16 protein-coding genes and 1 other RNA gene are annotated in these 24600 nt (G+C 57.4%); 10 read left to right on the forward strand and 7 right to left on the reverse strand.

All coding sequences use genetic code 11. The features are described from left to right. Nucleotides 1–133: 133 nt before the first annotated feature. Nucleotides 134–2587: an ABC transporter permease gene (locus HUW35_RS12155; protein ID WP_181252572.1), complete on the reverse strand. Its 2454-nt coding sequence runs from the start codon at nucleotides 2585–2587 to the stop codon at nucleotides 134–136. Then, nucleotides 2587–3339, reverse strand: coding sequence for an ABC transporter ATP-binding protein (locus tag HUW35_RS12160; RefSeq protein WP_181255689.1), 753 nt, complete (start codon nucleotides 3337–3339; stop codon nucleotides 2587–2589). Before HUW35_RS12160 ends, HUW35_RS12155 begins: the two co-directional genes overlap by 1 nt. Nucleotides 3340–3410: 71 nt before the next feature. On the opposite strand from HUW35_RS12160, the gene HUW35_RS12165 reads away from it, so the two are divergent. The 8 genes from HUW35_RS12165 to HUW35_RS12200 all read left to right on the forward strand — a co-directional run bounded on the left by HUW35_RS12165 (nucleotide 3411) and on the right by HUW35_RS12200 (nucleotide 15523). Then, nucleotides 3411–4157, forward strand: coding sequence for an arylesterase (locus HUW35_RS12165; RefSeq protein WP_181252573.1), 747 nt, complete (start codon nucleotides 3411–3413; stop codon nucleotides 4155–4157). A 256-nt stretch (nucleotides 4158–4413) separates the two neighbouring features. Beyond that, nucleotides 4414–5346: a tRNA 2-thiocytidine(32) synthetase TtcA gene (gene ttcA, locus HUW35_RS12170; protein WP_181252574.1), complete on the forward strand. Its 933-nt coding sequence runs from the start codon at nucleotides 4414–4416 to the stop codon at nucleotides 5344–5346. A gap of 811 nt (nucleotides 5347–6157) precedes the next feature. Then, a complete protein-coding gene (gene putP / locus HUW35_RS12175) occupies nucleotides 6158–7633 on the forward strand; it encodes a sodium/proline symporter PutP (protein ID WP_181252575.1) in 1476 nt (491 codons plus the stop codon). Nucleotides 7634–7698: 65 nt separating this feature from the next. Further along, nucleotides 7699–8211 (forward strand): macro domain-containing protein, encoded by a 513-nt coding sequence (locus HUW35_RS12180; protein WP_078082961.1) that lies wholly within the window; start codon nucleotides 7699–7701, stop codon nucleotides 8209–8211. 266 nt (nucleotides 8212–8477) lie between these two features. Continuing rightward, on the forward strand, nucleotides 8478–9137 hold the full coding sequence (locus tag HUW35_RS12185; protein WP_181252576.1) for a HyaD/HybD family hydrogenase maturation endopeptidase: 660 nt from the start codon (nucleotides 8478–8480) through the stop codon (nucleotides 9135–9137). Nucleotides 9138–9414: 277 nt separating this feature from the next. Next, nucleotides 9415–14211, forward strand: a complete 4797-nt coding sequence (locus HUW35_RS12190) for an RHS repeat-associated core domain-containing protein (RefSeq protein ID WP_181252577.1) — start codon at nucleotides 9415–9417, stop codon at nucleotides 14209–14211. Nucleotides 14212–14213: 2 nt separating this feature from the next. Beyond that, complete coding sequence (locus tag HUW35_RS12195; protein WP_181255798.1) at nucleotides 14214–14609, forward strand: hypothetical protein; 396 nt, start codon at nucleotides 14214–14216, stop codon at nucleotides 14607–14609. 449 nt (nucleotides 14610–15058) lie between these two features. Further along, on the forward strand, nucleotides 15059–15523 hold the full coding sequence (locus HUW35_RS12200; RefSeq protein ID WP_181252578.1) for a DUF962 domain-containing protein: 465 nt from the start codon (nucleotides 15059–15061) through the stop codon (nucleotides 15521–15523). 81 nt (nucleotides 15524–15604) lie between these two features. On the opposite strand, the gene HUW35_RS12205 is transcribed toward HUW35_RS12200, so the two are convergent. The 3 genes from HUW35_RS12205 to HUW35_RS12215 all read right to left on the reverse strand — a co-directional run bounded on the left by HUW35_RS12205 (nucleotide 15605) and on the right by HUW35_RS12215 (nucleotide 20718). Continuing rightward, the gene (locus HUW35_RS12205) at nucleotides 15605–18781 is read right to left on the reverse strand and encodes an efflux RND transporter permease subunit (protein WP_181252579.1); all 3177 of its coding nucleotides are present in this window, start codon (nucleotides 18779–18781) and stop codon (nucleotides 15605–15607) included. Between the two features lie 16 nt (nucleotides 18782–18797). Further along, a complete protein-coding gene (locus HUW35_RS12210; protein ID WP_181252580.1) occupies nucleotides 18798–20111 on the reverse strand; it encodes an efflux RND transporter periplasmic adaptor subunit in 1314 nt (437 codons plus the stop codon). 121 nt (nucleotides 20112–20232) lie between these two features. Further along, nucleotides 20233–20718, reverse strand: coding sequence for an Lrp/AsnC ligand binding domain-containing protein (locus HUW35_RS12215; protein ID WP_181252581.1), 486 nt, complete (start codon nucleotides 20716–20718; stop codon nucleotides 20233–20235). Nucleotides 20719–21003: 285 nt separating this feature from the next. On the opposite strand from HUW35_RS12215, the gene ald reads away from it, so the two are divergent. Further along, the gene (ald, locus tag HUW35_RS12220) at nucleotides 21004–22149 is read left to right on the forward strand and encodes an alanine dehydrogenase (RefSeq protein WP_181252582.1); all 1146 of its coding nucleotides are present in this window, start codon (nucleotides 21004–21006) and stop codon (nucleotides 22147–22149) included. 185 nt (nucleotides 22150–22334) lie between these two features. On the opposite strand, the gene HUW35_RS12225 is transcribed toward ald, so the two are convergent. Further along, nucleotides 22335–23078: a 16S rRNA (uracil(1498)-N(3))-methyltransferase gene (locus tag HUW35_RS12225; protein WP_181252583.1), complete on the reverse strand. Its 744-nt coding sequence runs from the start codon at nucleotides 23076–23078 to the stop codon at nucleotides 22335–22337. 6 nt (nucleotides 23079–23084) lie between these two features. Next, complete coding sequence (locus tag HUW35_RS12230) at nucleotides 23085–23927, reverse strand: 6-carboxytetrahydropterin synthase (protein WP_181252584.1); 843 nt, start codon at nucleotides 23925–23927, stop codon at nucleotides 23085–23087. Nucleotides 23928–24219: 292 nt separating this feature from the next. On the opposite strand from HUW35_RS12230, the gene ffs reads away from it, so the two are divergent. Beyond that, an RNA gene (ffs, locus tag HUW35_RS12235) (signal recognition particle sRNA small type) lies at nucleotides 24220–24316 on the forward strand. Nucleotides 24317–24600 lie beyond the last annotated feature (284 nt).

The raw sequence follows: 24600 nt of genomic DNA on the forward strand, positions 1-24600 counted from the left end.
ACATCCATGTACGCTGCGTCGGCGACGTCCCTGTCGCCGACGCTTCCGAAAACAGCTCCCCGGTACTTCCCCTTCAATTCAAGTAGTTGTACTTCGTTAGCCTTGTGTTATTCCAGCAATATCACTTCGGGAATTAAGCCAACTCTCTTAAAACTTTCAACGGCGGCTGGCTCACCGCACTGCGGCAGGCGAGAGTGCCGGCGGTACCGACAAGCAACGCGCCCACCAGCGGGCCGAGTATCCACAGGCCCGGGTGGAAATTGAATGGCAGTTCAAACACCCGCTGCGAAAGCACTGCCAGTGTTGCCTCGGTGCCAAACGCCGCAAGCAAACCGGCCGCAATCCCCAACAACCCGAACTCGATCATCAGGCTGCGAATAAGCAGCTGCCGGCGGCCGCCCAGTGTGCGGATGACGGCGGCTTCCTGCAAGCGCTCGGCGATGCTGGCGCGGACGCCGGCGATCAGTACCAGGACGCCGGCGATCAGCATCAGGGCGAGGACGGATTCGATGGCGATGGCGACCTGGCCGATGGTTTCGCGGATATTGGCGATGATTTTGTCCAGCTCGATGATGCTGACACTGGGGAAGTTTTTCACCAGTTCGTTGATAAACAGTTTTTCTTCCGGTGGCAGGTAAAAGCTCTGGATGTAGGTGGCCGGGAAGTCGTCGAGGCTACCGGGGGCGAACAGCATGAAGAAGTTGGGACGCATGCTGTTCCAGTCGAGGGTGCGCAGGCTGGTGATGGGGGCTTCGGTTTCGAGGCCGCCGATGGAGAAGCGCAATACGTCACCCATTTCGAGTCCCAGCCGCGCGGCGACTTCGACTTCTACGGAGACACCTTCGGTGGTGTTTTCGTCCCACCATTCGCCGGCGACGATCTTGTTGTCGGCGGGGACGGTGTCGGTCCAGCTCAGGTTGAGTTCGCGGCGGATGGCGCCGTCTTTCTGTTCGCGCTCATCAACTGGGGTGCCGTTCACTGCGATCAGGCGGCCACGCACCATGGGGTAGAACTCGGTACCCTCGAGGTTTTTGCCTTCGATTTTCTGTTTGACGCCGTCCAGTTCGTAGGGGGCGATGTTGACCAGGAAGTGATTGGGGGCCTTTTCCGGCAGCTGCATCTGCCACTCATCGATCAGCGCGGTGCGGGCGTAGAACATGGCGAGCATGGCGAGCAGGCCGGTGCCGAAGGCCGCGATCAGCAGGGTGTTGAAGCCGGCGCGGCGTTGCAGGCTGCCGAGGGCGATGCGCCAGCTGCCGCCGAGGGCGGCGAGTTTGCCGCGTACCAGCAGGCGGTTGATTCCGGCGCTGCCAGCCACCAGCAGGCCCAGGCCGGCGAGTAGTGCCGCAGTAGTGGCGAGGCTGCCGGAAAGCCACCAGATCAGCAGCAGCATGGAAAGCGGGCCGGGGATCAGCCCGAGCCATTCGCGTTTGTCCGGGTTGCTCCAGTCCTGACGCAGGGTCTGCATGGGGTCGGTCTGTGCCAGGCGGAACAGTGGCGGCAGGGCGAAGCCGATCACACAGGCAAGACCGGTGGCGATGCCGACAATCAGCGGTTGCCAGCTGCTGGGCGGTGGTGTGACCGGGAAGAAGCCTTGCAACAGGTTTACCGCCTGGGATTGCACGAAGGAGCCGATGGCGAGGCCGACCGCGGTGGCGATCAGGGTGAGCGCGGTCATCTGGCCGATGTAGATGGCGAGAATTTTCTGTTTGCCCGCACCGAGGCTTTTCATTACTGCGACATAGTTGGCGTGACGCAGGCCGTAGCGGCGTGCGGCGAGGCCGACGGCCACGCTGGCCAGCAGAACCGCGAGGCTGCCGGCGAGGTACAGGAAGCTTTCCGCGCGATCCAGTGCCTTGGCAACCCGCGGCTGGCCTTCCTGCAGGTCGATCACCCGCTGGTGCTCGGTCAGGTGCGGCTTCAGCCACTTGAAATACTGTTTGAGGGCGGCGTCGTCACCGGCGAACAGGTAGCGGTAGGTGACGCGGCTGCCGGGCTGGAGAATATTGGTGGCAGCGAGGTCGTCGGCATGCATCATCAGGCGCGCGCCCATGGAGAACAAGTTGGCGCCGCGATCCGGTTCCTGGTCGATCAACCCGCTGACGGTAAACGTGCTGTCGCCCAGTTGCAGGTCGCTGCCGATTTCCAGGTTCATCAGCGGCAGCAGGCGCGGTTCCAGCCACACATTGCCCGGCGCGGGGCCCTGTTGCGTAGTGATTGGCGTCGCGGTGGTGGTGGTGCGCATCTCCAGTTTGCCCACCAGTGGGTAACCGTCGCTCACGGCTTTTACCGAGGCAAACTGGAATTCGTCTCCGGCAGAGAGCATGGACGCGAAGCCGACCGTCTGCGCCTGTTGCAGGCCCAGCTCACTGGCCTTGTCCAGCCACGCCTCCGGTACCGGCTTGCTGCTCTGCACCACCCGCTCGGCGGCGAGGAAGCTCTGGGACTGGATATACATGGCACGGGTCAGGCGATCGCCAAAGTGGGCGATGGCGGTGACGCAACTGACCGCCAGCACCAGCGCAGTGGCGATCAGTGCCAGTTCGCCGCCGCGCCAATCGCGGCTCAATAGTCGAAGCGGTAGCATCAGGCGGATACCTCCGCCTGATCACCGAAATAGCCGTCGGGAATGTCGGCAGTAGTAATTTCCCCTGCAGCCATACGCAGGTGGGCACCGCAACGCTCGGCCAGGCGCTGTTCGTGGGTCACCAGTACCAGGGTGGTGCCGGTTTCGGCGTTGAGATTGAACAGCAGGTCGATCACCTTGTCGCCGTTGTGCGCGTCGAGGCTACCGGTGGGTTCGTCGGCGAACAGAATGCCATTGTTTGTGTCTGAGTTTGAGCCTGAACCCTGATTGGCAATGCTGCAGAATGCGCGGGCGATAGCTACCCGCTGCTGTTCTCCACCGGAGAGTTGCCGGGGATAGTGGTGCAGGCGGTGACCGAGGCCGACGCGCTCGAGGAATTCTTCTGCGCGCTTGCCGGCGTTGCGCTCGCCGCGCAGCTCGCTCGGCAGCATGACATTCTCCCGCGCGGTGAGGCCGGGCAACAGCTGAAAAGTCTGGAACACGAAGCCGACACAGCGGGCGCGCAGTGCGGCGCGTTCCTCTTCGTCCATGGCGGTAATATCTTCGCCGGCGAGCCAGATTTTGCCCTCAGTGGGGCGGTCGAGGCCGGCGAGCAGGCCCAGTAGGGTGGATTTGCCCGAGCCGGAGGCGCCGGTGATGGCGAGGCTTTGGCCAGCTGGAAGTTGCAGGGAGATGTCGGTGAGCAGGGTCAGCGGGCCTTCGCTGGTGCTGACACGGTGGTGAAGATGTTCGGCTTTTAGCATCATCGACATGGCAAGTCCCTGTAATTCCTGCAAAATGTGGTTCACGTTTGTAGCGACCAGTTTGAATTGGAGAGTATGACATGGCGGCAGTTTTTTTCCGGGGATTCGGGGCGGATTTTGTCCCGCGAGGCCTGCTTTTCGTCGCGCTGGTCACGGGGTTATACGCCGGTTTTGCCCGGGCGGATGCTATTTCCGGGGCAGACTCGGCCGCGCGGGAAGAGGTGAGTTCGGCGGAGGAGCAGAAGACTTTACTGGTGCTGGGGGACAGTATCAGTGCGGCTTACGGGCTGGATGAACGCCAGGGCTGGGTACAGTTGCTGCGCGAGCGGCTGGCGGAGCGCGGTCTGTCGGTTGAGGTGGTGAACGCCAGTGTGAGTGGGGAGACGTCTTCCGGCGGGGTGGCGCGTTTGCCGCGCTTGCTGACTGAGCATTCACCGGAGTGGCTGGTGGTGGAGCTGGGCGGCAATGATGGTCTGCGGGGCTATCCGCCGCGGGCGTTGCAGCAGAATCTGCAGCGGATGGTGAAGATGGCCCGGGCCGGCGGTGCTGAGGTGCTGTTGCTGGGGATGCAGATGCCGCCCAATTACGGTAAGGCGTATACGAAGGCGTTTGCGGCGGTGTATCCGAAGGTGGCGGCGGAGGAGCAGGTGCCGCTGATTCCGTTTTTCCTGGAGCCGGTGGCGCTGGAGGAGGGGGCGATGCAGACGGATGGTATTCATCCGACGGCGAAGGCCCAGCCCGCGCTGCTGGAGCATGTATGGCCGTGTCTGGAGAGTCTGCTGAAAGGCGATGTGGATACCCGGTCCGATAGCCTGTGCACTTCTTGATCGGAAAGCGTACAATCGCGGGCTGATTTTTGCTGGCCCCAGTGACTTCGTTGCTGGGGCTGGTGGCGGCGCTGCCGCCGGGTAAGCCTTTGCGGCACACGCTACGAGTTCATCCATGAACGCTCGGCTGTGGCCATCCATGGCCACAGACGGTCCCGCAAAGGCTTACCCGGCGTCAGCGCCTTCGCATCCAACTGAAATACTTCGTAGCCGGCGGCAGCAAGTTGTTGTCGTTCGGGAGTTTGAGATTTACCCAATGTCTGATCTGGAAAACCGCCGCGAGCGGCTGGAATTCAACAAGCTGCAAAAGCGCCTGCGCCGCAATGTGGGCAAGGCGATCGCCGACTTCAATATGATTGAAGAGGGCGACAAGGTGATGGTGTGCCTGTCTGGTGGTAAGGATTCCTACGCGATGCTGGAAATCCTGATGAACCTGCAGAAGACGGCACCGGTGCACTTTGAGTTGGTGGCGGTGAATATGGATCAGAAGCAGCCGGGTTTCCCGGAGCATATCCTGCCGGAGTATCTGCAGTCTGTGGGGGTGCCTTATCACATTGTGAATAAGGACACTTACAGTGTGGTGAAGGAGGTGGTGCCGGAAGGGAAGACGACCTGTGGGCTCTGTTCCCGTCTGCGTCGCGGTACGCTATATGGCTTTGCGGAGGAGATTGGTGCGACCAAGGTTGCGCTGGGACACCACAAGGACGATATCGTCGAGACGCTGTTCCTGAATATGTTTTACGGTGGCCGCCTGAAGGCGATGCCGCCGAAGTTACGTGCGGACGATGGGCGTAATATTGTGATTCGTCCGCTGGCGTATTGCCGTGAGTCGGATCTGGTGGCATTTGCGGAGCACAAGAATTTCCCGATTATTCCGTGCAACCTGTGCGGTAGTCAGGAGAACCTGCAGCGTCAGGCGATCAAGGGCATGCTGAACGATTGGGACAAGAAGTTTCCGGGGCGCAGCGATAATATTTTTGCCGCGCTCACGCGGGTGTCTCCATCACAGCTGGCGGATCGGGATCTGTATGATTTCGAGAGTCTGGAACTGGATCGTTCTACACCCGCGCCTGAGGTGGACGGGCGTTCGATCGAGCAGTCGGTGGATTCTTGGATTCCCGAAGATGCCCGCGAGGAGGAGCCGGCTCAGGCTGCTCAGCCAATGTATATCGAGGCGCGGAATCTGTAGGTTCGTCTTCGATCAGTAACGTATCGTTTTTCTTAACAGCCGTGGCATTTGCCGCGGCTGTTTTGTTTTTGGGGGGCGGCTTTCCGCCGGTCGGCGGCCCGGAAGGGAGATTTTTTTCGGGATTGATCAGCGCACTGTAGCTTTCGACAAAGTCCCGCAACCTGGCGCTGGGGCCGTGGTGGAAATGTTTTTTCCACAGCCGCGCCATTTTCGGCAGATTTTCACTTTCCACAGTTTCCACTCCCGCTGCGCGGTAGACCAGCCAGGCGATGGCGGTGGCGTAACGCAGGTTGGTGGCGAGTTCGGCGTGGGGGTGTTGCAGGAAGTCCCGCTGGCTGGCGAGTCCGCGCACCTTGGAGGCGAGTGCAGGGAAGTTGATCAGGTACTTGTCCCAGATCTGTCGATGGGTGCTCGGGAGTATCTGGAATATGCCCATACCGTGGCGGTGTCCGGTTTTGAGGTGGAACCCCAGCTCGGACTCCTGTGCGGCGGTTCCCAGTAACAGGGCTTCCATCCCCGGGGACCAGGCGCGCAACTGCTTTAACGTGGGACGAACCACCAGGAGGCGCAGCTCGTCGAGACAAATACCCATAGTGTTTTGATATTCCCTTACTGCTCAGTCTGAAAATACCGCTCCCTGGCATTTTCAAATGTATGCTTTAGCGCAACTTACACCCTTGGTTTAGTTTGCCGATTGAGCTATCGCCAGCAAATGGGTAGATTTACGCGCAATAAAGACCAATAACGACGGATTCAGCCTATTCTTTCGCCAAAGGAGGCTTTGTCTGCCAATTCTGACGGGGAACCCCACATGTCCGGACAATGGCTTGTCGCCCTCACGTTCATCGCTTATCTCGCGTTGATTCTTGCCATTGGCGTTTACGCCTACCAGCGCACCAAAGATGCCAGTGATTATTTTCTCGGTGGCCGCTCGCTGCCTCCGGCGGTGGCTGCACTCAGTGCCGGTGCCTCGGATATGAGCGGCTGGCTGTTGCTCGGTCTGCCCGGTGCTGCCTATGCCTCCGGCTTGTCGTCCGCCTGGATTGCCATCGGGCTGTTCAGTGGCATCGTACTGAGCTGGACGACCATGGCGCGCCGCCTGCGGATCTATACCTACGCATTGGACGATGCCCTCACGGTACCGGCTTACTTGCACCGGCGATTTAACCTTGAGCACCCCTACCTGCGCACGGTTTGCGCGATATTCATTCTGCTGTTTTTCCTGTTCTATGTGGCCTCGGGCCTGATCGCCGGCGGGAAGCTGTTTGAAACGGTATTCGGCTGGGACTACCAGTGGGCGGTGGTGATTGGCGCCATTGCGGTGATTTCCTACACCCTGTTTGGTGGGTTCCTCGCGGTGAGCTGGACGGATGTATTCCAGGGGCTGTTGATGAGCCTGGCACTGGTGATCGTGCCGATCATGGTGATTTCGGACGAGGGCGGCTTCGGCAATGCGGTGCACCTGATGCGCGAGCAGCATCCGGAGCTGATGCACTGGATGACCGACAACACCGGTGCGGCTCTGGGCGTTGCCGCTATTTTGAGTTCACTGGCCTGGGGGCTCGGGTACTTCGGTCAGCCGCATATCCTTGCCCGCTTCAAGGCACTGCGCCACCCGGATGATATGCCTGTGGCCGCCACGGTGGCTGCGGTATGGTCACTGGCGGGTTTTCTCGGCGCGATGTGTGTCGGCCTGTTTGGGCATCTGGAGCTGGCACAGACGCTGCCGGATGGTGAGCGCATATTCATGGCGCTGGTGGAGTCCCTGTTCCACCCGCTGGTTGCGGGTATTCTGCTCGCGGCCATTTTGTCTGCAATTATGAGTACCGCCGATTCACAGTTACTGGTTTCGTCTGCTGCACTGGCGGAGGATCTCTACCACGTCTGGTTTGGTAAAAAAGTCACTTCCGAAAGCCTGGTGAGTGTCGGGCGCTGGGCAGTGGTGGCGCTGTCGCTGATTGCCGTTGGTGTGGCGATGGATCCGGATTCCAAGGTGCTGGATGTGGTGGCCTATGCCTGGGCGGGCCTGGGCGCGGCATTTGGCCCTACGATACTGATTAGCCTCTACTGGTCGCGTATGACCGGCACCGGCGCCATCGCGGGCGTGCTGGTAGGGGGTATAACCGTTGTGATCTGGAAACAGCTGTCTGGTGGCATCTTTGATATATACGAGCTGTTACCGGGCTTTGTGCTCTCCGCAGCTGCTATTGTTTTAGTAAGTGCTTTGACGCATTGCCCTGAGGAAATATCAACGCGCCACCGTCAGTTACTGGGGCAAAAGCAGTAATCGATCAAAGCACTCGTACAGGAATGTGCATCTGACCGGTGGTGCCTGTGGTTGGAGTATAGAGAGTGATCGAAGTACACCTCGGTGATATCACTCGGTTGCACGTAGATGTAATCGTCAATGCAGCCAACCAGAGGCTCCAGGGTGGTGGCGGAGTCGACGGCGCTATCCATCGCGCCGCAGGCCCGGAATTACTCGAGGCCTGTCGTCGCATTGGTGGCTGCCCGGTAGGGGATGTGCGATCCACTCCGGGCTACCGACTGCCGGTCAAGCGTATATACCATACGGTCGGTCCGGTTTGGCGCGGCGGAAACCTGGGCGAGCCAGAGCTGCTCGCCGGATGCTACCGTCAATGCCTGGCGCTGGCGCGCCGCGATAATTTCCACTCCATTGCCTTCCCCGCCATCAGCTGTGGCGTTTACGACTACCCTCCGGAGCTTGCTGTAGAAATTGCTGTAGATCAGGTGCAAAACCATCTCGATCGAGACGATGGCCCGCGCCATGTAATTTTCTGTTGTATCGACGATGATATGGCCGAGCTGTACAGGATGCAGCTGGATGCCTGCGTACGACGATAGCCGGTAAACCATCCAGAATGGCGCGGGCTGACTCCGATCGGTCCGCGCCACTTGTTGCACTTTGCACTCTCCTATTTCCGCTCCTTTCTCTCTTCTTTCTCCTCATACCACTAATCCGATGCCGATATTTCGAGGGCTGAGGACTAAAGACGCCAGTGTTTTCCTGATTGCCGGGCAACCCCTGTACGAGTTGCTATCCTCTCGTAACTGAAACCGTACGGTTACACGGTAAAAATAGGTAAGAATAAAGACAACCGGGAGCTCCCATGCGAAAGCCTTCGCACACTGCAACATCCAAAAAGCGCGTATTGATTCTGGGTATCGGCAACCTGCTGTGGGCCGATGAAGGCTTTGGCGTGCGTTGCGTCGAACACATGCATGCCGTCTGCGACTTTTCTCGCTGCGATGCAGAGGTCACGCTGATGGATGGCGGCACACAGTGCATATATCTCATGCACCATATCCAGCAGGCCGATGCGCTTATTGTATTTGATGCAGTGGACTACGGCCTCGCGCCCGGCACCATAAAGCTGGTACGAGATGACGAGGTACCGCAATTTCTTGGGGCCAAGCAGATGAGCCTGCACCAGACTGGATTTCAGGACGTGCTGGCCATTGCCCAGCTCACCGGTCATTACCCGCGAGAAATTCTGCTGATCGGTGCGCAGCCACAACAGTTGGAAGAGTTCGGCGGCGGCCTAACCCCGATTGTGAAAAACTGCATAGAGCCAGCGGTTGAAGCGGCGCTCGCGTTTCTTGTTTTACGCGGGATCAAGCCAGTGCTGCGTCGCGATGCGCTGGATTGCCTTGTCGCGCTACCTTGCTCCCAGGATACGACTGACGACGAGAAGCGCTCGGCAGAACAGTTCTCGTACCGGAACGGGGATACCCGATTTTTTTCCTCGCGGCGTTTTCAGCGGGGTTGAAAGTCCCCCTGGTGTTCCGCACCTATCCTGAGATGAAATTTCACGGTTTTGCTTTCTCTCCGCTAAACCTTGCCTGAATTGAAAAATTACCCATCCTGAGAAGGTACTTCCGTACCAGTCATGAGGAGCTTCCCGGGTATTTTTCAATTTTTTCCCATTATTTGGAATTATTCCCCCTGTCCGGCTTTGCGGGTATCTTCTCTTCTTTTAGAATTCTTCCCTTATGGATTTACGCAGATATTTCATCCTCTGATCTGCGTGTGGAAAGGGATATTTCATGCATATTTACGTTGAAAATCAACGCGGCGAGCGCTTTCTGGTCAGTGAGGGCTGGTCCTCGTCACCGACTGTTTTTGACAATGACTTTTCCGCGGAACTGCTCGCGACCTTCCCCCCCGCAGTACTTGACCAGATTTTTGATCGTTTCCTCGCCCACGGCGCCCTCGTCAGTTCGTTCGGCCACGCCGAACTAACACAGGATCTGTTGCATACCCAGCAGTTCCCGGGCTTGCCGACACACTTTTCCCGCGACCATATTGAGGTCTACACTGCGGTACGCCAGCGCAGAATACTGGTCGAAGAGGCCCCCCTGGGTGAGCCAGTGCTGGACGAGCGGCAGACCAGCCTGCGCAGCCGTATCCGAATGGCCCTGCAGAAGATTATTGCCGAGGAACGTGCGGAAGCTGCGCGTATTGACGCCGTACACCAGAAGCGCAACGAGCTTGAAAAACTGGGCGCCCAGGTGAGCCAGGTGGCCAAAGGCCTGGGGCAGGCCGGGTGGGATCTGGTGGTGTGGACCAAAGACATCGCAGAAGTGGCATTGCTGGTCAACCCGATCCGCATGCAAACCCAGCTTGCGAGCGCTACCTACGATTACTACGCACACGACAAAAGCTTTGAAGCCTCATCCCGTGAATACATGGGAAAAGTTAAAAAAGAAATTGTCGATGTACTCGGCTTTGATCCGAGCACCATTACGGTAGAGCAACTGGAACAGGCGTTCGAAGTCGCACACCTGGTCTATGACGACGATGGCCTGCGCAGTGACATTTCCCGGTTTGCCAAGGATTACGTAAAAGCCCAGCACAGCCTGGAGATTTCAGAGTTTGCCGGTGGCGGTGTATTCGAAATTATTCTCACCATCGTACTTGCCGCCTTTACCGGCGGCGTCGGCGGTGCCGCAGCCATGGCCAAAAATGCGCGCCTGATGTTCCGCTTCAAGGATGTAGGCGATCTGATCCTGGATTTTGCCAAGTATCAGAAGCAGCGCAAGCGACTGAGCAAAACCCGCGGTGCAAAATCTGAAGGTACCTCATTCAACACCCTGAAATCCGAAGAAGTATCGGTATCCCAGTCTCCTGCGTCAGACGCCCCCGCATCGAAACCTGCGGGGGCCAAAAAAGCCAAGGGAAATGACAAGGGCGCTAAAGATAAGGAGGCCGAAAAGAAGGCTAAACCGACTAACGCGAAAGACCGCTCGAATGAAGAAACCGGTGTAAACGGTGACGGTAAGACAACCCAGTGCAACGGCAAAGCCTGTGAAAGTGGTGAGCCGATTAACCTGAAAACCGGTGAAGAACGCCTGACGCTGGTGGATGCGGTTCTGGACGGCCCTCTGCCGCTCACCGTCGCCCGTACATACCGCAGTAGTAATCATGCGGATTCCGGTATGGGAGTTGGCTGGTCCCATACCCTCGGTGAAAAACTCCTGGTGCACAAGGGTAAAGGTATCGTCGAGTTACACGATGCCGAAGGCCGGCGGATATCATTGCCACTGCCGGGAGAGAGCGATCGCAGCCATAACGTGGTCGAGCAGCTGAGTGTTACCCGCCACGGGGAAGATCACTGGGTAATTTCGCCCTACGGTGCCCCAGAGGGTATGCAAAAACACTTCCGCCCTCAGGGACAAGGGCAGAGTGCACTGCTGCTTTCTGAAATTCGTGATGGTTACAACAACTTTCATCGCTTCCACTATGTAAATGGTCAGCTGATCTGTGTGGAAAGCAGCCTCGGTGAAGCGCTGCATATTACCCCTTCGGACGGGCGTATCGGGGAACTCAAAAAGGAGACTCGGGACGGTCGCTTGTCCAGCCTTGCCAGTTACGCATACAGCGAGCAGGGTGACCTGGTACGAGCCACCGACGCCGATGGCCACAGCGAGGAGTACGCCTACCAGGGGCACCTGATCAGCCAGCGCAAACTCAAGTCTGGCTACCGCTTTCATTTCCAGTGGGACGACACCGGTCCTGGGGCGCGCTGCCTTCGTCAGTGGGGAGATCCCATTGATGGTCAGGCGACCTATGATTATTCCTTCGTCTGGGATGATGATGGCCACGGTGTTGCGGTTACCGATACCCGCGGCGGTACCGAGCGTTATCGGTTCAATGACCGCGGGCTACCGATTTATTACCGTGATGCCGAAGGGGGGGAAACCCTTTATACCTACAACGAATACGGTCAACCGCTATCCGTCCAGTTGCCCGCCGAAACCGGCATCACCCGGCAAGAGCGCTACGAGTACGATAGCCGCGGTCGCCTGATCCGGAAAACGGACGCAGCCGGTGGCGAACAGCGTATCGAGTATTCCGCAGCGGGGCTTCCGGCCAAAATCATCGATGGTGCAGGTCGCAGTTGGCAGCGTGAGTACAACGCCAGCGGGCAGGTTGTCGCCACCATCGATCCACTGGGCAATACCACTCGCTACAGCTACAACCCGATCGGACTGGTGGGAAGTGTTACCGACCCGCTCGACAATACCACCCGTTACCTGTGGAATCCGCAGGGCAAGCTATCTGCGGTACAGGACCCGGAAGGTCGTGCCACCCACTACAAGTACGATATCCAGCAACGTTTGGTGGAAGTGCAGCATGGAGCCGATCTGCGTACCGGTTATGAATACGACGCTCAGGATCGTATCAGCGCAATCATCAATCCGGACGGTACGCGCACCGAATACCGCTATAACCCCCAGGGACTGGTTGCAGAAATCATCGACCCCGAGGGGCGCAGCACTCGCTACAGCTATGACGGCCTGAGCCAGGTTAAATCCCGCACCAATCCCGATGGCAGCGAGCTGCAATATCTCTACGACGGCGAGCGCAACCTGGTCGGCCTGATCAATGAAAAGGGCGAGCGCTATCAGCTGAAGTACGACCTCAACGAGCGCCTCACCGAAGAAGTGGGCTTCGACGGCCGTATCACCCGCTACGCCTATAACAAAGCTGGCCACCTTGTCGCCAGCCGGGCGGTCACCGATCCGGCATCTGGCCAGGGTATCGATACCCTGTACGAGCGTGACCCGTTTGGTCGCCTGTTGCAGGAGACTACCCCGGACAGTATCACCAGCTTCCGCTACAACAAAGCTGGGCAGATGGTCGAGGCTGACAACGGGCACCGCAAGCTCCGCTGGGAGTACGACCTCGCAGGGCGCATGGTGGCGGACTGGCAGGATAAGGCGAAAATCACCCATCGCTACGATGCCGCCGGCAACCGCATCGCCACGGTACTTCCGGATGGAGAGGAGCTGCGGATAGGGCACAACGCCGCCGGCCAATTTGAAAGCCTGCATCGTCTGCCCGTAGGTGCAGATACCGAGCAACTACTTACCCGGATCAGTCGCAACGAACTCGGCCGCGAGATCCGCCGCCAGCACGGTAACGGTCTTGCGACAGAGAGCGATTACGACCCACAGGGGCGCTTGCACAAGCTGCGTGTAGCCAAGGCCGACGATCCCCTCGAAAGTCCGACACCGGACCGTCCTTTACTGGAGCGCACCTACGGCTACAACCGCAGCGGCCAGCTCACCCGCATCGAAGACAGTCTTCGCGGCACCCGCAATTATCATTACGATGCCCTTGATCGACTCACCCAGGTAGAAGGCCCAAATCCCGAGCACTTTATCCACGATCCCGCCTCCAACATCCTCGCCGCTGCAGGCAGCGCCGAGGAAGCAAAGGAGCAGGCGGGCTCAGCTCAGATCAGCGGCAACCGGCTCAAGTTCCGTGGCGATACTCACTACGAGTACGATGTTCACGGTAACCGTGTTGCTGCATTGCGTGGCAAAGGTCAGAAGCTACAGACTCGTTACCGCTACAACAGCAAGCACCAGTTAACAGCGGTTTCCCAGTACAAGCTGGATGATGCGGGTGAAGCGCAACTTCAGAAAGAAACCCAGTATCAATATGACCCACTGGGGCGCCGTATTCGCAAGCAGGGGCAGGAGGCCTCGACAGAATTCCTCTGGAATGGCGATGTACTACTGAGGGAGATAATACAGGGCTCAGTAACGGACCGGAGCTTGAAATCTCGAACATATTATTTAGAACCGGAGTCCTTCAAGCCTGTTGCTTTGAGTGAAGGGGAAAAGCTCTATCACTACCACCTGGATCACCTCGGTACTCCGGACACGCTGACAAATTCTGAAGGTGATGTAGTCTGGAGTGTTTGCTACGAAGCTTATGGCAATCTAGCCATTGCCCACCGGGAAGTCATTACCCAGCCGATTCGCTTTCAGGGGCAGTATTTTGATGAAGAGAGCGGGTTGCACTACAACCGGTACAGATATTTTGACCCATTGCTAGGTCAATTCATCACGCAGGACCCCGTTGGTCTCTTGGGAGGAGTGAATAATTATAGGTATGCTCCAAACCCGGTACGTTGGATTGATCCGTTCGGGTTAACGTGTAAAGAGCTTTCGATCGTGACATATCGTGGTGACGGTCGATCTCCCGAAACAATTTTTTTGGAAGGTTTCCTTCCAAAAGGCACTAGCTCAAATCTTCAGAGCTATGCCGCCACTAACGAGCCAAGTATTTTTGTCAGCACCTCAAAAGATCCTGAGGTGGCTATAGAATTTGCAACAAACTACGGCACTAAAGATGGGGTGGTGTATTCTGTCCGCCCCTCTAGTGGTGTTGACGTGAATGAATCGTTGGGTTCAAAATCTCCTTTCCCTGATGAGCAGGAGATTGCTGTTCCTGGTGGTATCAAGGCGAACCAAGTTTTAGGTGCTACTCCAGTAAATTCTGATGGTTCTTACGTTGGGTATACAATTTTAAATCCAAATGTGTATTGAGTATGGAAACTAAACGAGTGTCTGCACGATATCGAGGTGGCTTGATACCTGCAGAGTTTAAATTTACATTGGAGCCACCATTTACCTTAGAGGTTGATGTTCCCGATATTTTTAATTGCCTTGTTACTGCAGGCGACCTTTTTGAAGCATTTAAAAAGGTTAGGGTAAAGGCGAGGGAGTTAAACTTAGAGTTTGAATGTAACGGAGCTAAGCGAAATGTTTTTCCGTCTAGAATGTCAAGAAGTATGGCTGGAGGGAAACTTGCTTATGAGTTGACAATGGGGAAGCAGGCTAGGAAAACTGACATGGTTGATATTTTTGATTTTTCTGGTGGGGAAATTTCAAGTCCAGAGGATCAAGAAAAGTTCTATAGCGATTGGTTGCAATCGTTAGGTTAGACTAAGTGGTTGGGAATTCTTTGCGCTTGGAGTGCTAGCATGGGGGATAGCAATTCCTTAGATCTCATTGATCTCAAATGTCGCGCAGCTGATGTATTGATATCAATATCTTTTTTTGAAGAATTGCATGGACGGAGTCCGGCTGTAGATTCAATTCGTGCGCAAATGAACTTTATTTTCAATGAAGCTGAGGGGGGGGAGAAACCCGCTGGAAAGTATTAGTTCAGATATTCCGTTTACGTTTGGCATTCTTTCATCAAGGGAATTTTCCAGCCCAGATGAACTAAAGCTTAAAGCTAAGTTGGATCGTGTGGCACAACTGCTTTTCTAGAATGTTCCATAGTACTGGTTCTTGTCGAAGCAGCATTCAATGTGACCATTTGGTCTGTTTCAGTTCTCCTGTACCATCCCAAAAGCCAATCCAATAACAACCAAGGCGAGGGCAAACCATGCGCACAGCAGACCAATGGTTCAGCGAATACGGCGAGAGCCACCAGAATTCCACCAATAAAGCCATTCACTGGGTGGCGGTGCCCCTGATTTATCTGACGGTTGTCGGTCTCTTCTGGTCCATTCCTCAGCCCCAGTGGATGGCGGAGCTGGTCTGGCTGAACTGGGCGGTGGTGGCCCTGATACCCACGATGCTGTTTTACCTGTTGATGTCATTTCCCCTGGCACTGGGAATGATCGCGCTTTCCCTGCTTTGCCTGGGTGCTTGCAGTGCGCTGGAGCGGAGCGGGCAGAGTGTGTTGTGGTGGTCCGTGGGGCTGTTTGTGGTGATGTGGGTGTTCCAGTTTGTGGGGCACCATATCGAGGGTAAGAAGCCTTCTTTCTTCAAGGACCTGCAGTTCCTGCTGATCGGCCCGGCCTGGGTGATTGGCTTCCTGTATCGCAAGCTCGGTATCAACTACTGAGAACCGCTTCCGGGTGCCGGCCAGCAGTCGGTACCCGTATCTCCCTGGAGCAACCAGCTTGCTGCCCATGTGGCGGCTCACTTAGTGCTGGGTTGTCTGCTCCGGATTTTCTTCCGGACGATTCCGTCCTCCCGTTTCTCCCCGATGTACCTTTTCGCGCAGCCCCTGAACAATCTTGAAGAAAATGGGTACCAGTAGTGTACCGGCGATACACGCCATGATGGTGCCGCCCATCACCGCGGTGCCGAGCGATATCCGGCTGGCGGCGCCGGCGCCGGATGCAATCACCAGGGGAATGGTGCCCACCACAAACGACAAGGTCGTCATGATGACGGGGCGGAAGCGCAATTTTGCGGCGGTGACCGTGGAATCGTGCAGAGACAGCCTTTCCACTTCGCGCTGGGTTTTGCCGAATTCCACGATCAGGATCGCGGTTTTCGCGGCCAGGGCGACCAGCAGTACCAGCCCGATCTGGCCGTACAGGCTGAGGGGCTCACCTGCGATGATCAGCGCTGCAAAGGCACCGACGATGGCGATGGGGACCGAGAGGATAATCGCGAGAGGCGTCAGGAAGGATTCGTAGAGGGCTGCCAGGAACAGAAAGGTGAATATCAGCGAGAGCACCAGGGCAATGGTGGACGCGTTGCCGGCTTTGCGCTCCTCATAACTGGAATCGGACCAGTCGTATTTGAAGCCGGCGGGCAGTGTCTCTATCGCGACGCGCTCGAGCGCGTCCATGGCATCCCCGGAGCTGAAGCCGCCGGCAACATTGGGGCCGCCGCTGATTTTTGCTGAATCGTAGGTATTGTATCGCTTGAGTGTCACTGCGCCGAGAATGGGCTCGGTGCTCAGGATGGCCGGCAGGGGGATGGGTTCGCCCTTGTTGTTGGTGACGTAGATTTTTTCGAGGTCTCTCTCCTGCTGGCGGAACCGGGACTCGGCCTGCACCATGACCTTGAAGGTCTTGTTGTACAGGTTGAAGTCATTAACGTAGATCGCCCCGAGCTGGGTCTGCAAGGTCATGAAAATATCGCTGATCTTTACACCCAGCGTTTTGGCTTTTACGCGATCAATATCCAGGCGGATCTGGGGTGAGCCGGCCTTGAAAATGGAGAAAGCGCGGGCTATTTCTGGCTGCTCGGTAGCGGCGGCGGAAAAGTCCTGTACCACCTTAAACAGTTCCTGGGCGCCGACCCCCTGTGTGTCTTCGAGCATAAACGAGAAGCCGGCCATGGCGCCCAGGCCGGGAATTGCCGGAGCGCCAAAGACCAGTACCTGGGCTTCGGGCAGCTGGGCAAACTGCGCCTGGTATTTTGCCTGAAGTGCCTGTTGTGATACCTCGGGGGATTTGCGTTCATCCCAGGGTTTCAGCTTGGCGATCACCATGCCCGCGTTTGATTGCAGCATCACGTTGAGCAGGCTGAACCCGTTAACGGAAAGCACCTTGTCGATGGCCGGGTCTTCCATCAGTACTTCATTGATCTGGTCGATGACTTTCGCTGTGCGATCCAGCGCTGCGGCTTCCGGCAGCTGGACATCGACCATGAAGAAGCCCTTGTCCTCATCGGGGATAAAGCTCCTCGGAACCGTCTGGAACATAAGAACCAGGCAGACGAAGAGGCCAGCGATGATGACCAGGCTCAGCAGTATATGGCGGGCGAGCCAGTCCACGATTTTGAGGTATCCGGCGGAGACCTTTTCAAAGCCCCAGTTGAAGCCGCGAATGACCGGGTTGGGCTTGTGATGGCCTTCCTTTAGTACCGTTGAACACAGTGCCGGGCTCAGTGTCAGTGCATTGATCATGGAGATCAGCACCGCGATTGTAATGGTGGTACCAAATTGCCCGAACATACGGCCGGTCATGCCCGGCAGTAACATTGTTGGCCCGAATACCGCGAGCAGCACCATCGAGGTAGCGACAATAGGGCCCGACACTTCCTTCATGGCCTTGGCAGTGGCGGTGCGCTTGTCGAGGCCTTCTTCGTGCATGATACGTTCGACGTCTTCCACTACGATGATCGCATCGTCCACGACTACACCGATGGCGAGGATCAAACCGAATAGCGTGACCGTATTGATGGTCATACCCATGGCGTAGAGGACGCCGAGAGTGCCGATAATGGATACCGGTACTGCCAGGGTTGGTACCAGTGCGGCACGCACATTACCGAGGAACAGGTAGGTCACGATGATGACCAGGATAACGGTCATGATCAGGGTCATCACCGTCTCCTCCAGGGAGACAGCAATAAATTCGGTGGTATCGTGTCCAATGACCGCTTCGACGCCCTCGGGGAAATACTGTGAAAGCTCCTCTACCTTGGCTTTCACATTCTCCGCAACCTCCAGTGCGTTTGCGTCCGACAGTTTATAAATTGCCAGCAGGACACCGGGGCCATTGTTGTACTCGCCGTAGCCTTTGTAGATCTGGGCACCGAGCTCCACACGTGCGATATCCTTGACCCTGACGACGCCGCCATTTTCATCGGCGCGCAGCACAATCTCTCCGAACTCTTCTTCCGAATTCAGCCGGCCTTTGGTGGTAAGCACGTATTGGAACTGGGTGGACTCGGGCGAGGGCGGTGAACCGAGTTGCCCGACGGCCGCCTGGATGTTCTGTTCCCGAATCGCGCCCAGTACCTCTGGAACGGAAATTTCCAGGTTCGCCATTTTCACCGGATCGAGCCAGATACGCATGCCGTAATCCAGCGGGCCAATGATTTTTGCCTCCCCCACACCGGGTACGCGGGCCAGTTCGTTCAGCAGGTTGAGCGAAGCGAAGTTGGACAGGAAGACGCCGTCAAACCGTTCATCCGGGGAAAACAGGTTTACGACCATCAGCATGTCGGATGAGCGTTTGCGAACCTTGATCCCCCGTTTCAATACCTCCGGTGGCAGGGACGGCTCTGCCAGTGCGACCCGGTTCTGCACATCCACCTGGGCCATGTCGTCGTCGGTATCCATGTCGAACGTCATGAATAGCGTGTAGGTACCGTCGCTGCCGGAATTAGAGGTCATGTAAACCATGCCCTCGGCGCCGTTCACCTGTTCCTCGATGGGGATCGCAACTGCGTTTTTTACCGTCTCGGCATCGGCGCCGGGATAAGTGGCGACCACCGAAATTTTGGGCGCCGCGATATCCGGGTATTGATCTACCGGCATCACCATGGCTGCGAGCAGGCCCATGAATGTGATCAATATGGCGATCACAAAGGCGAAGCGCGGACGATTAATAAAGAGGTGGCCGTTACTGCTCACGAATTAGGTTCCCGGGTTACTTGCCGGTGTCATAGGGCGTATAGACATCGCCCGGCTCGTTGCGCTGCCGCATTTCCATGGTCGCTCTCTGATATTCCCGGAATGCTTCCCGCTCCGCGCGTAGCTGCTCGCGCAGTGAATGGGGTGGGGGACGGAGATTGGATGGGGCAGGGTCTTCGAGCTGTTTGATGTCTACTGGAGTGACTTCCACGGCATCGCCGGCGCTGACTTTTTGTAGGCCCTCGACGAGCACCCGGTCGCCTACATTGAGCCCTTTGCGCACCGCCCAGTTGGGGCCGATGCGCATACCGACTTCGATATTCGCCCGCTTCACTTTACTTTCTTTGTCCAGCAGGTAGACGTAATGACCCTGCTGATCCTGGGAGACTGCTTTCTGGGGAATGACGATGCGTTGCACTTCCTCCAGTAGCTTGCCGTGCAGCGTGACATTTTCTTTGGGCAGAAGCAGGCCGTCGGGGTTGTGGAACAGGACGCGCGCGGCGATGGTTCCCCGGGTTGAGGCGGCCGTGGCATCCCAGGAGAAAAACTCCCCCTTGAACGGGTACACGGTGTCACCGGGTAACACGATGTAGAGCTCCATATTGGGAATGGCACGTCCTTGTTGCTTCAGCTTCTCCACCGCACTGTAAAACTCGTTGTACGCCTTCTGGCCGATATGGGCGAGCACATACACCGGGTCTATTTTGACGAGCTGGGTAATGGGTACCGAGTTCGGAAGTATGAAGAAGTCGCCTACCGCATAGTTTGGATGTCCGACACGACCGGAAAATGGCGCAACGATAGAGGTATGAGACAGATCCTGTCTCGCCTGGCTGAGCGCGGTTTGCGCCGTGTTGAGCTTTGCTTCCGCTGCCTGCATTTCGGATTTTGCGGTGTCGAAGTCTTTCGCAGAGATATACCCCTGCGGGCGCAGGTTGCGTGCGCGACTGAAGTTGGACCTGGCTTCCTCGTAATTGGCCATCGCTTCGGCGACGCTCGACTCCGCCGTCGCAACCGCGGTCTCGAACGGGTAAGGGTCAAGCCTTACCAGTTCCTCCCCCCGCTTGAAATACTTACCCGGCTCGATGTTTTGATAGAGGATTCTCGAAGCGACCAGGGGAAAAATCTGTGCGGTTTCCACTGCTTCTACCACCGCGGGCACTTCAAAGCTGGGCCTGAAGCTCATGCGCTTGGCTTCAACCACCTCTACTTTTTTCGGCGGTGGTGTTGGTTTGGCCGCCTCCTTGTCCCCGCAGCCGACGGGCAGCAGACAGGCCAGGAAAACAAGATTCCGCCAATGGAGCTGGTTACGTAGAGGTTGGTACATCATTACCCGCAACGTGAGTTAAAAAACCTATCCCCACTAATCGTAGAGGCTGGCACGTTGGACGGTGGTCGTTTGTCCAATAGTTGGCGCGTTTTTGATGTTTGTTGACGTGATAGGTGCTTGTTTAGCGGTTGTAATGTACCGGAACCTCCAGGGTCTCCTTTACCTGTTCCATCACCACATAGCTGGTGCATTCCTGCACCTCCGGCAGGGTGAGCAGGGTCTCTCCGTAAAATTTGCGGTAGGCGCTCATGTCCGCCACCCGGGCCTTGATCAGGTAATCGAAATTCCCCGAGACCAGATAGCACTCCTGGACCTCGGGCAGGGCAGATACCGCGGTGCGGAAATCCTCGAACGCATCCTGGGCGGAGCGGTTCAGGCGGATCTGCACAAACACCACCAGCGCCGCATCCAGATACTCGGGGTTGATCAGTGCGGTGTAGCCCTGGATCACTCCGTCGGATTCCATTTTCTTTACCCGCTCCACACAGGGGGTGGCGGTAAGGCCCACCTGGCGGGCGAGCTCTGCATAACTGGTGCGACCGTTTTTCTGCAATACGCGCAGGATGTTGCGGTCGATGGTGCTGAGTTCACTGGCACGCCTTTTCATTTCACTCTCTGTCTCCGACGTTTTGACTTATTGGTCATTCTGGTTACTGGCTGCCCTCCACGACGCAGGGAAAGGCGGCTAAATAGCCGACTTGACTTGTCTGTGGCGCAAATTTTGGTCTTGTTTGGCTAAAAAACGTTCTTTACGCCAGTTGGCTAGTGGATTCCACTAATGATATTTAAAAATGTCCAGAAATCCACTCAAAAGAGAGCCCTATACTGCGGAAATCCAACAAAAGAAGGGGCGCACGAGACTGCGCTCACAGAGTAATTGAGGAGATTCGTTATGTTGATCGGTGTCCCAAAAGAAATTAAGAACCACGAGTACCGGATCGGCCTGACCCCGGCGAGCGTACGCGAGCTGATCGGCCATGGTCACGACGTAATCGTGCAGAAAGACGGTGGTTCAGCCATTGGCTTTACCGATGAAATGTATGAGCAGGCTGGAGCCAAGATCATCGACAGCGCGGAAGAAATCTTCGCCACTGCCGACATGATCGTGAAGGTAAAAGAGCCCCAGCCCCACGAATGTGAAATGCTGCGTCCCGGCCAGCTGCTGTACACCTACCTCCACCTCGCGCCCGATCCCAAGCAGACCGAACTGCTGGTGAAATCCGGTGCGACCTGTATTGCTTATGAAACCGTAACCGATCGCTTCGGTGGCCTGCCGCTGCTGGCGCCCATGTCTGAAGTTGCCGGCCGTATGTCCGTACAGTGCGGCGCCCACCACCTGGAAAAAGCCCAGGGCGGCCTCGGCGTACTGCTGGGCGGCGTGCCTGGCGTAGCGCCGGCCAAAGTGCTGATCATCGGCGGTGGTGTAGTAGGTACCCAGGCTGCCAAGATGGCGCTGGGTATGGGTGCTGACGTGACCATTCTGGATCGCTCCCTGCCGCGCCTGCGCCAGCTGGACGATATCTTCGGTGGCGCTGTGCGCACCGAGTACTCCACCAACGATGCCATTGAAAAGCACGCACTGGAAGCTGACCTGGTTGTCGGTGCGGTACTGATCCCGGGCGCTGCGGCTCCGAAGCTGCTGACCCGCGACCATATCAGCCGCATGAAGAAAGGTGCGGTGGTTGTGGACGTTGCGATCGACCAGGGCGGTTGTTTCGAAACTTCCAAAGCCACTACCCACCAGGAGCCTACTTACGTGGTAGACGGCGTGGTCCACTACTGTGTTGCCAACATGCCCGGCGGTGTTGCCCGTACCTCCACCATGGCCCTGAACAACGCGACCCTGCCGTTCGCTGTTTCTCTGGCCAACAAAGGTGCCAAGCAGGCGCTGCTGGATGACGCCAACCTGCTGGAAGGCCTGAACGTGCACGCCGGTATGGTGACCTACAAGGCGGTGGCAGATGTGCTGGGTTATGAGTACGTCGATCCGAAACTGGCTTTGCAGAAATCTGCAGTAGATTCTGAAGTAGCGGCTTAAGTCGCTACCCGGAACTGAACAGGCAATCATCAGTTCTCTTGGGGTGTCCCCACACCCCGCTCTGTGAGACCCGGCAGTGTCTTGACTGCCATTCCAGCCGCGCTTTTTAGCGCGGCTTTTTTATTGCAGCGGGTTTATTGCGGCTGATTTTTGCGGAGAGGTTTGGGGGAGTTTTGGTAGAGGGGCTATCGGCCGGGAAACAGTCGGGCCAGCAATACCGGCAGGGCGGTTTCAACTCGCAGAATCCTGGGTCCCAGGTGCACGGATTCAAAGCCCGCTTCCTGCAATTTTTCCACCTCGTAGGGGATAAAGCCGCCCTCCGGGCCTACCGCCAGGGTGGTCTGGTCCGGGATATCTACCGGGCACGGGTTGTCGGTTACCGGATGCGCTACCAGTTTGCGGGAGCCGGCGGCAATATCGGGCAGCTCATCTTCCACAAACGGTTTGAAGCGTTTGCGTAATTCGATCTTCGGCATTGCGGTATCCACCGCCTGCTCCAGCCCAAGCACACACTGTTCGCGAAGTTTTTCCTCGCTCAGCCAGGGACTCTGCCAGTAGGATTTCTCCACCCGGTAGGCATTGATCAGGTAAAGCTGTTTTACCCCGAGCGCGGTGGCGTGCTGAATGGTGCGCTTCAGCATTTTGGGGCGGGGCAGGGCGAGGATCAGGGTGAGCGGCAGGGGCGGCGGCGGTGCGCGGTGCAGGGATACCCGCAGGGTGATCTGGCCCTCGCTGTGCTCGATCACTTCCCCTTCGCCAATTTGTCCATCGAGCAGCCCGACCTTGAGGGTGTCCCCCACGGCGGCCCGGTGTACCTCGACGATATGCTGGAAACGGCGGCCGCGAAGTGTGGCAATTACCGGCGAGCCTGGCTCGCCCGCCAGGCCGGAATCGAGAAAATCACCGGGCTCTAAAAGGATCAGGTTCACGGCGGGTTAGCGCTTCGCCGAGGCGATAGCACCCTTGCCGATACCTTCGTAGGCGCGCACCTGGATCTCGTGACCCGGGTGCGCGGTGGCCAGCTGATCGGCCATGTACTGGGCCAGCTGTTCCACCGTGGTATCGCATTCGAGAATTTCACAGCGGTTTGCCGGGATACTGAGAGTGAAGGCCCCCTGGCGCGCACTGTAGGCGAAGTGCAAAGTCTGCTCGGACTCGGAATGCAGGTCTTCGCGGGTGCCCAGGTAAATATCTGCCCAGCGCTCTGCCCATTCGCTTTCCAGTTGCGGACTGCGGTGTCCGTCGACATCGATGCGGATGCGCGAGCGGTGTCCGTGGGCAATCCGCTGGCAGTTTCCGTCGTGTTTCTTCAGCCCGTGACTGTAGTGATAAAACGGCGTATCGATCGCTTCGCTGGTGAAACCCAGGTGCAGCTTATCCACGCTGGTGGGGAAGATGCCATCCAGCTCGCCCACGCACCAGGTCGCCACCGACTCGGGCGTGATCGACTCGGCAGCCACCAGGGCAAAGGCCTGAGCCGGCCCGCCGACGGAAATGGTCTCACCGCTGTCGAGCTTCCACTCCAGCTGGATGCCGTCCTCGCGCTGTTCAAGGGACAGCTGTGGGGACTGGGTGGGTACCAGCAGGCGGTGGTCCAGCTCTGTATCCAGCCAGTTGCGCAGGGTTTTCTTCACGATGCCGAAATCGCACACCATGCCCTGCTCATCCAGAGCACCGTCGAGGGCGGCGTTGGCCAGCCAGGTTTCGCCAACGATGCCGCGGCTGCGGTGGAGATAACTGAAATCCACGTTGGTGAGGCTGTCGACAAACAGGTGCATAAGGTTTCCGGTCAGAAGGTGGCTGAGAAGTGGACGAAGGGCCCGGGTTCGGGCGCCGCACAGTATAGCTTTTTGCCATGGCAATTTGGCGCTTTGGTGGGAGGTTTTTCCCTGCCCGGCATTAACTATTTTGTCGTGACCCAAATTGGGGCTGGATACTGGCGCCACGAGTCTCTATAATCGCGCCCTCTTCGAGCGCAGGTCGTTATATGGCGACTGGCTCCAGGGTGGTAACTGGCAGCGACAGCTGTCGATTAGTGCTAGCCTGAGTGCTCGAGCGTTGTGGCGGCCCTTCCGGTCTCCTCGCAATGATCAGCTGTGAACCCCGCCAGGCCCGGAAGGGAGCAACGGTAGCAGTGACATCATGTGCCGGGGGTGTGCTGGTTGGGCTGCCTCCAATTTCCTCTGGGCTTCCTGCCCACCCCGATAGTCCCTTCCTCTTGTTTATCCGTCTCTGATCGCGGTTGTCTTTGCGCGCTGCTGTGCACTTTCTATCCATTTGCCTCGTCAGCGAATTTCTCGCCCGTCCGTGTTTGCGAAATAATCCTCCAAATCGCTGCGGTTAGAGGGAATTTTGTGCCGATGTGCTCCGTTGATCCGCGGCCTCATCCCGCCAGAGGAGAACCGTGTGCTATAAATCGCGACAGTAAAAGATTTTCTCTTCGCCCTTATC

The organism is Microbulbifer sp. YPW1 (genome assembly GCF_013367775.1).
GTDB lineage: Bacteria > Pseudomonadota > Gammaproteobacteria > Pseudomonadales > Cellvibrionaceae > Microbulbifer.

Bases quoted from the DNA above. Each gene is read 5' to 3' on its own strand.
- HUW35_RS12195 (WP_181255798.1), top strand. From the start codon at position 14,214: ATGGAAACTAAACGAGTGTCTGCACGATATCGAGGTGGCTTGATACCT.
- HUW35_RS12210 (WP_181252580.1), bottom strand. From the start codon at position 20,111: ATGATGTACCAACCTCTACGTAACCAGCTCCATTGGCGGAATCTTGTT.
- HUW35_RS12185 (WP_181252576.1), top strand. From the start codon at position 8,478: ATGCGAAAGCCTTCGCACACTGCAACATCCAAAAAGCGCGTATTGATT.
- putP (WP_181252575.1), top strand. From the start codon at position 6,158: ATGTCCGGACAATGGCTTGTCGCCCTCACGTTCATCGCTTATCTCGCG.
- HUW35_RS12230 (WP_181252584.1), bottom strand. From the start codon at position 23,927: ATGCACCTGTTTGTCGACAGCCTCACCAACGTGGATTTCAGTTATCTC.
- HUW35_RS12190 (WP_181252577.1), top strand. From the start codon at position 9,415: ATGCATATTTACGTTGAAAATCAACGCGGCGAGCGCTTTCTGGTCAGT.
- HUW35_RS12160 (WP_181255689.1), bottom strand. From the start codon at position 3,339: ATGTCGATGATGCTAAAAGCCGAACATCTTCACCACCGTGTCAGCACC.
- ald (WP_181252582.1), top strand. From the start codon at position 21,004: ATGTTGATCGGTGTCCCAAAAGAAATTAAGAACCACGAGTACCGGATC.
- HUW35_RS12200 (WP_181252578.1), top strand. From the start codon at position 15,059: ATGCGCACAGCAGACCAATGGTTCAGCGAATACGGCGAGAGCCACCAG.
- HUW35_RS12215 (WP_181252581.1), bottom strand. From the start codon at position 20,718: ATGAAAAGGCGTGCCAGTGAACTCAGCACCATCGACCGCAACATCCTG.
- ttcA (WP_181252574.1), top strand. From the start codon at position 4,414: ATGTCTGATCTGGAAAACCGCCGCGAGCGGCTGGAATTCAACAAGCTG.
- HUW35_RS12165 (WP_181252573.1), top strand. From the start codon at position 3,411: ATGGCGGCAGTTTTTTTCCGGGGATTCGGGGCGGATTTTGTCCCGCGA.
- HUW35_RS12155 (WP_181252572.1), bottom strand. From the start codon at position 2,587: ATGCTACCGCTTCGACTATTGAGCCGCGATTGGCGCGGCGGCGAACTG.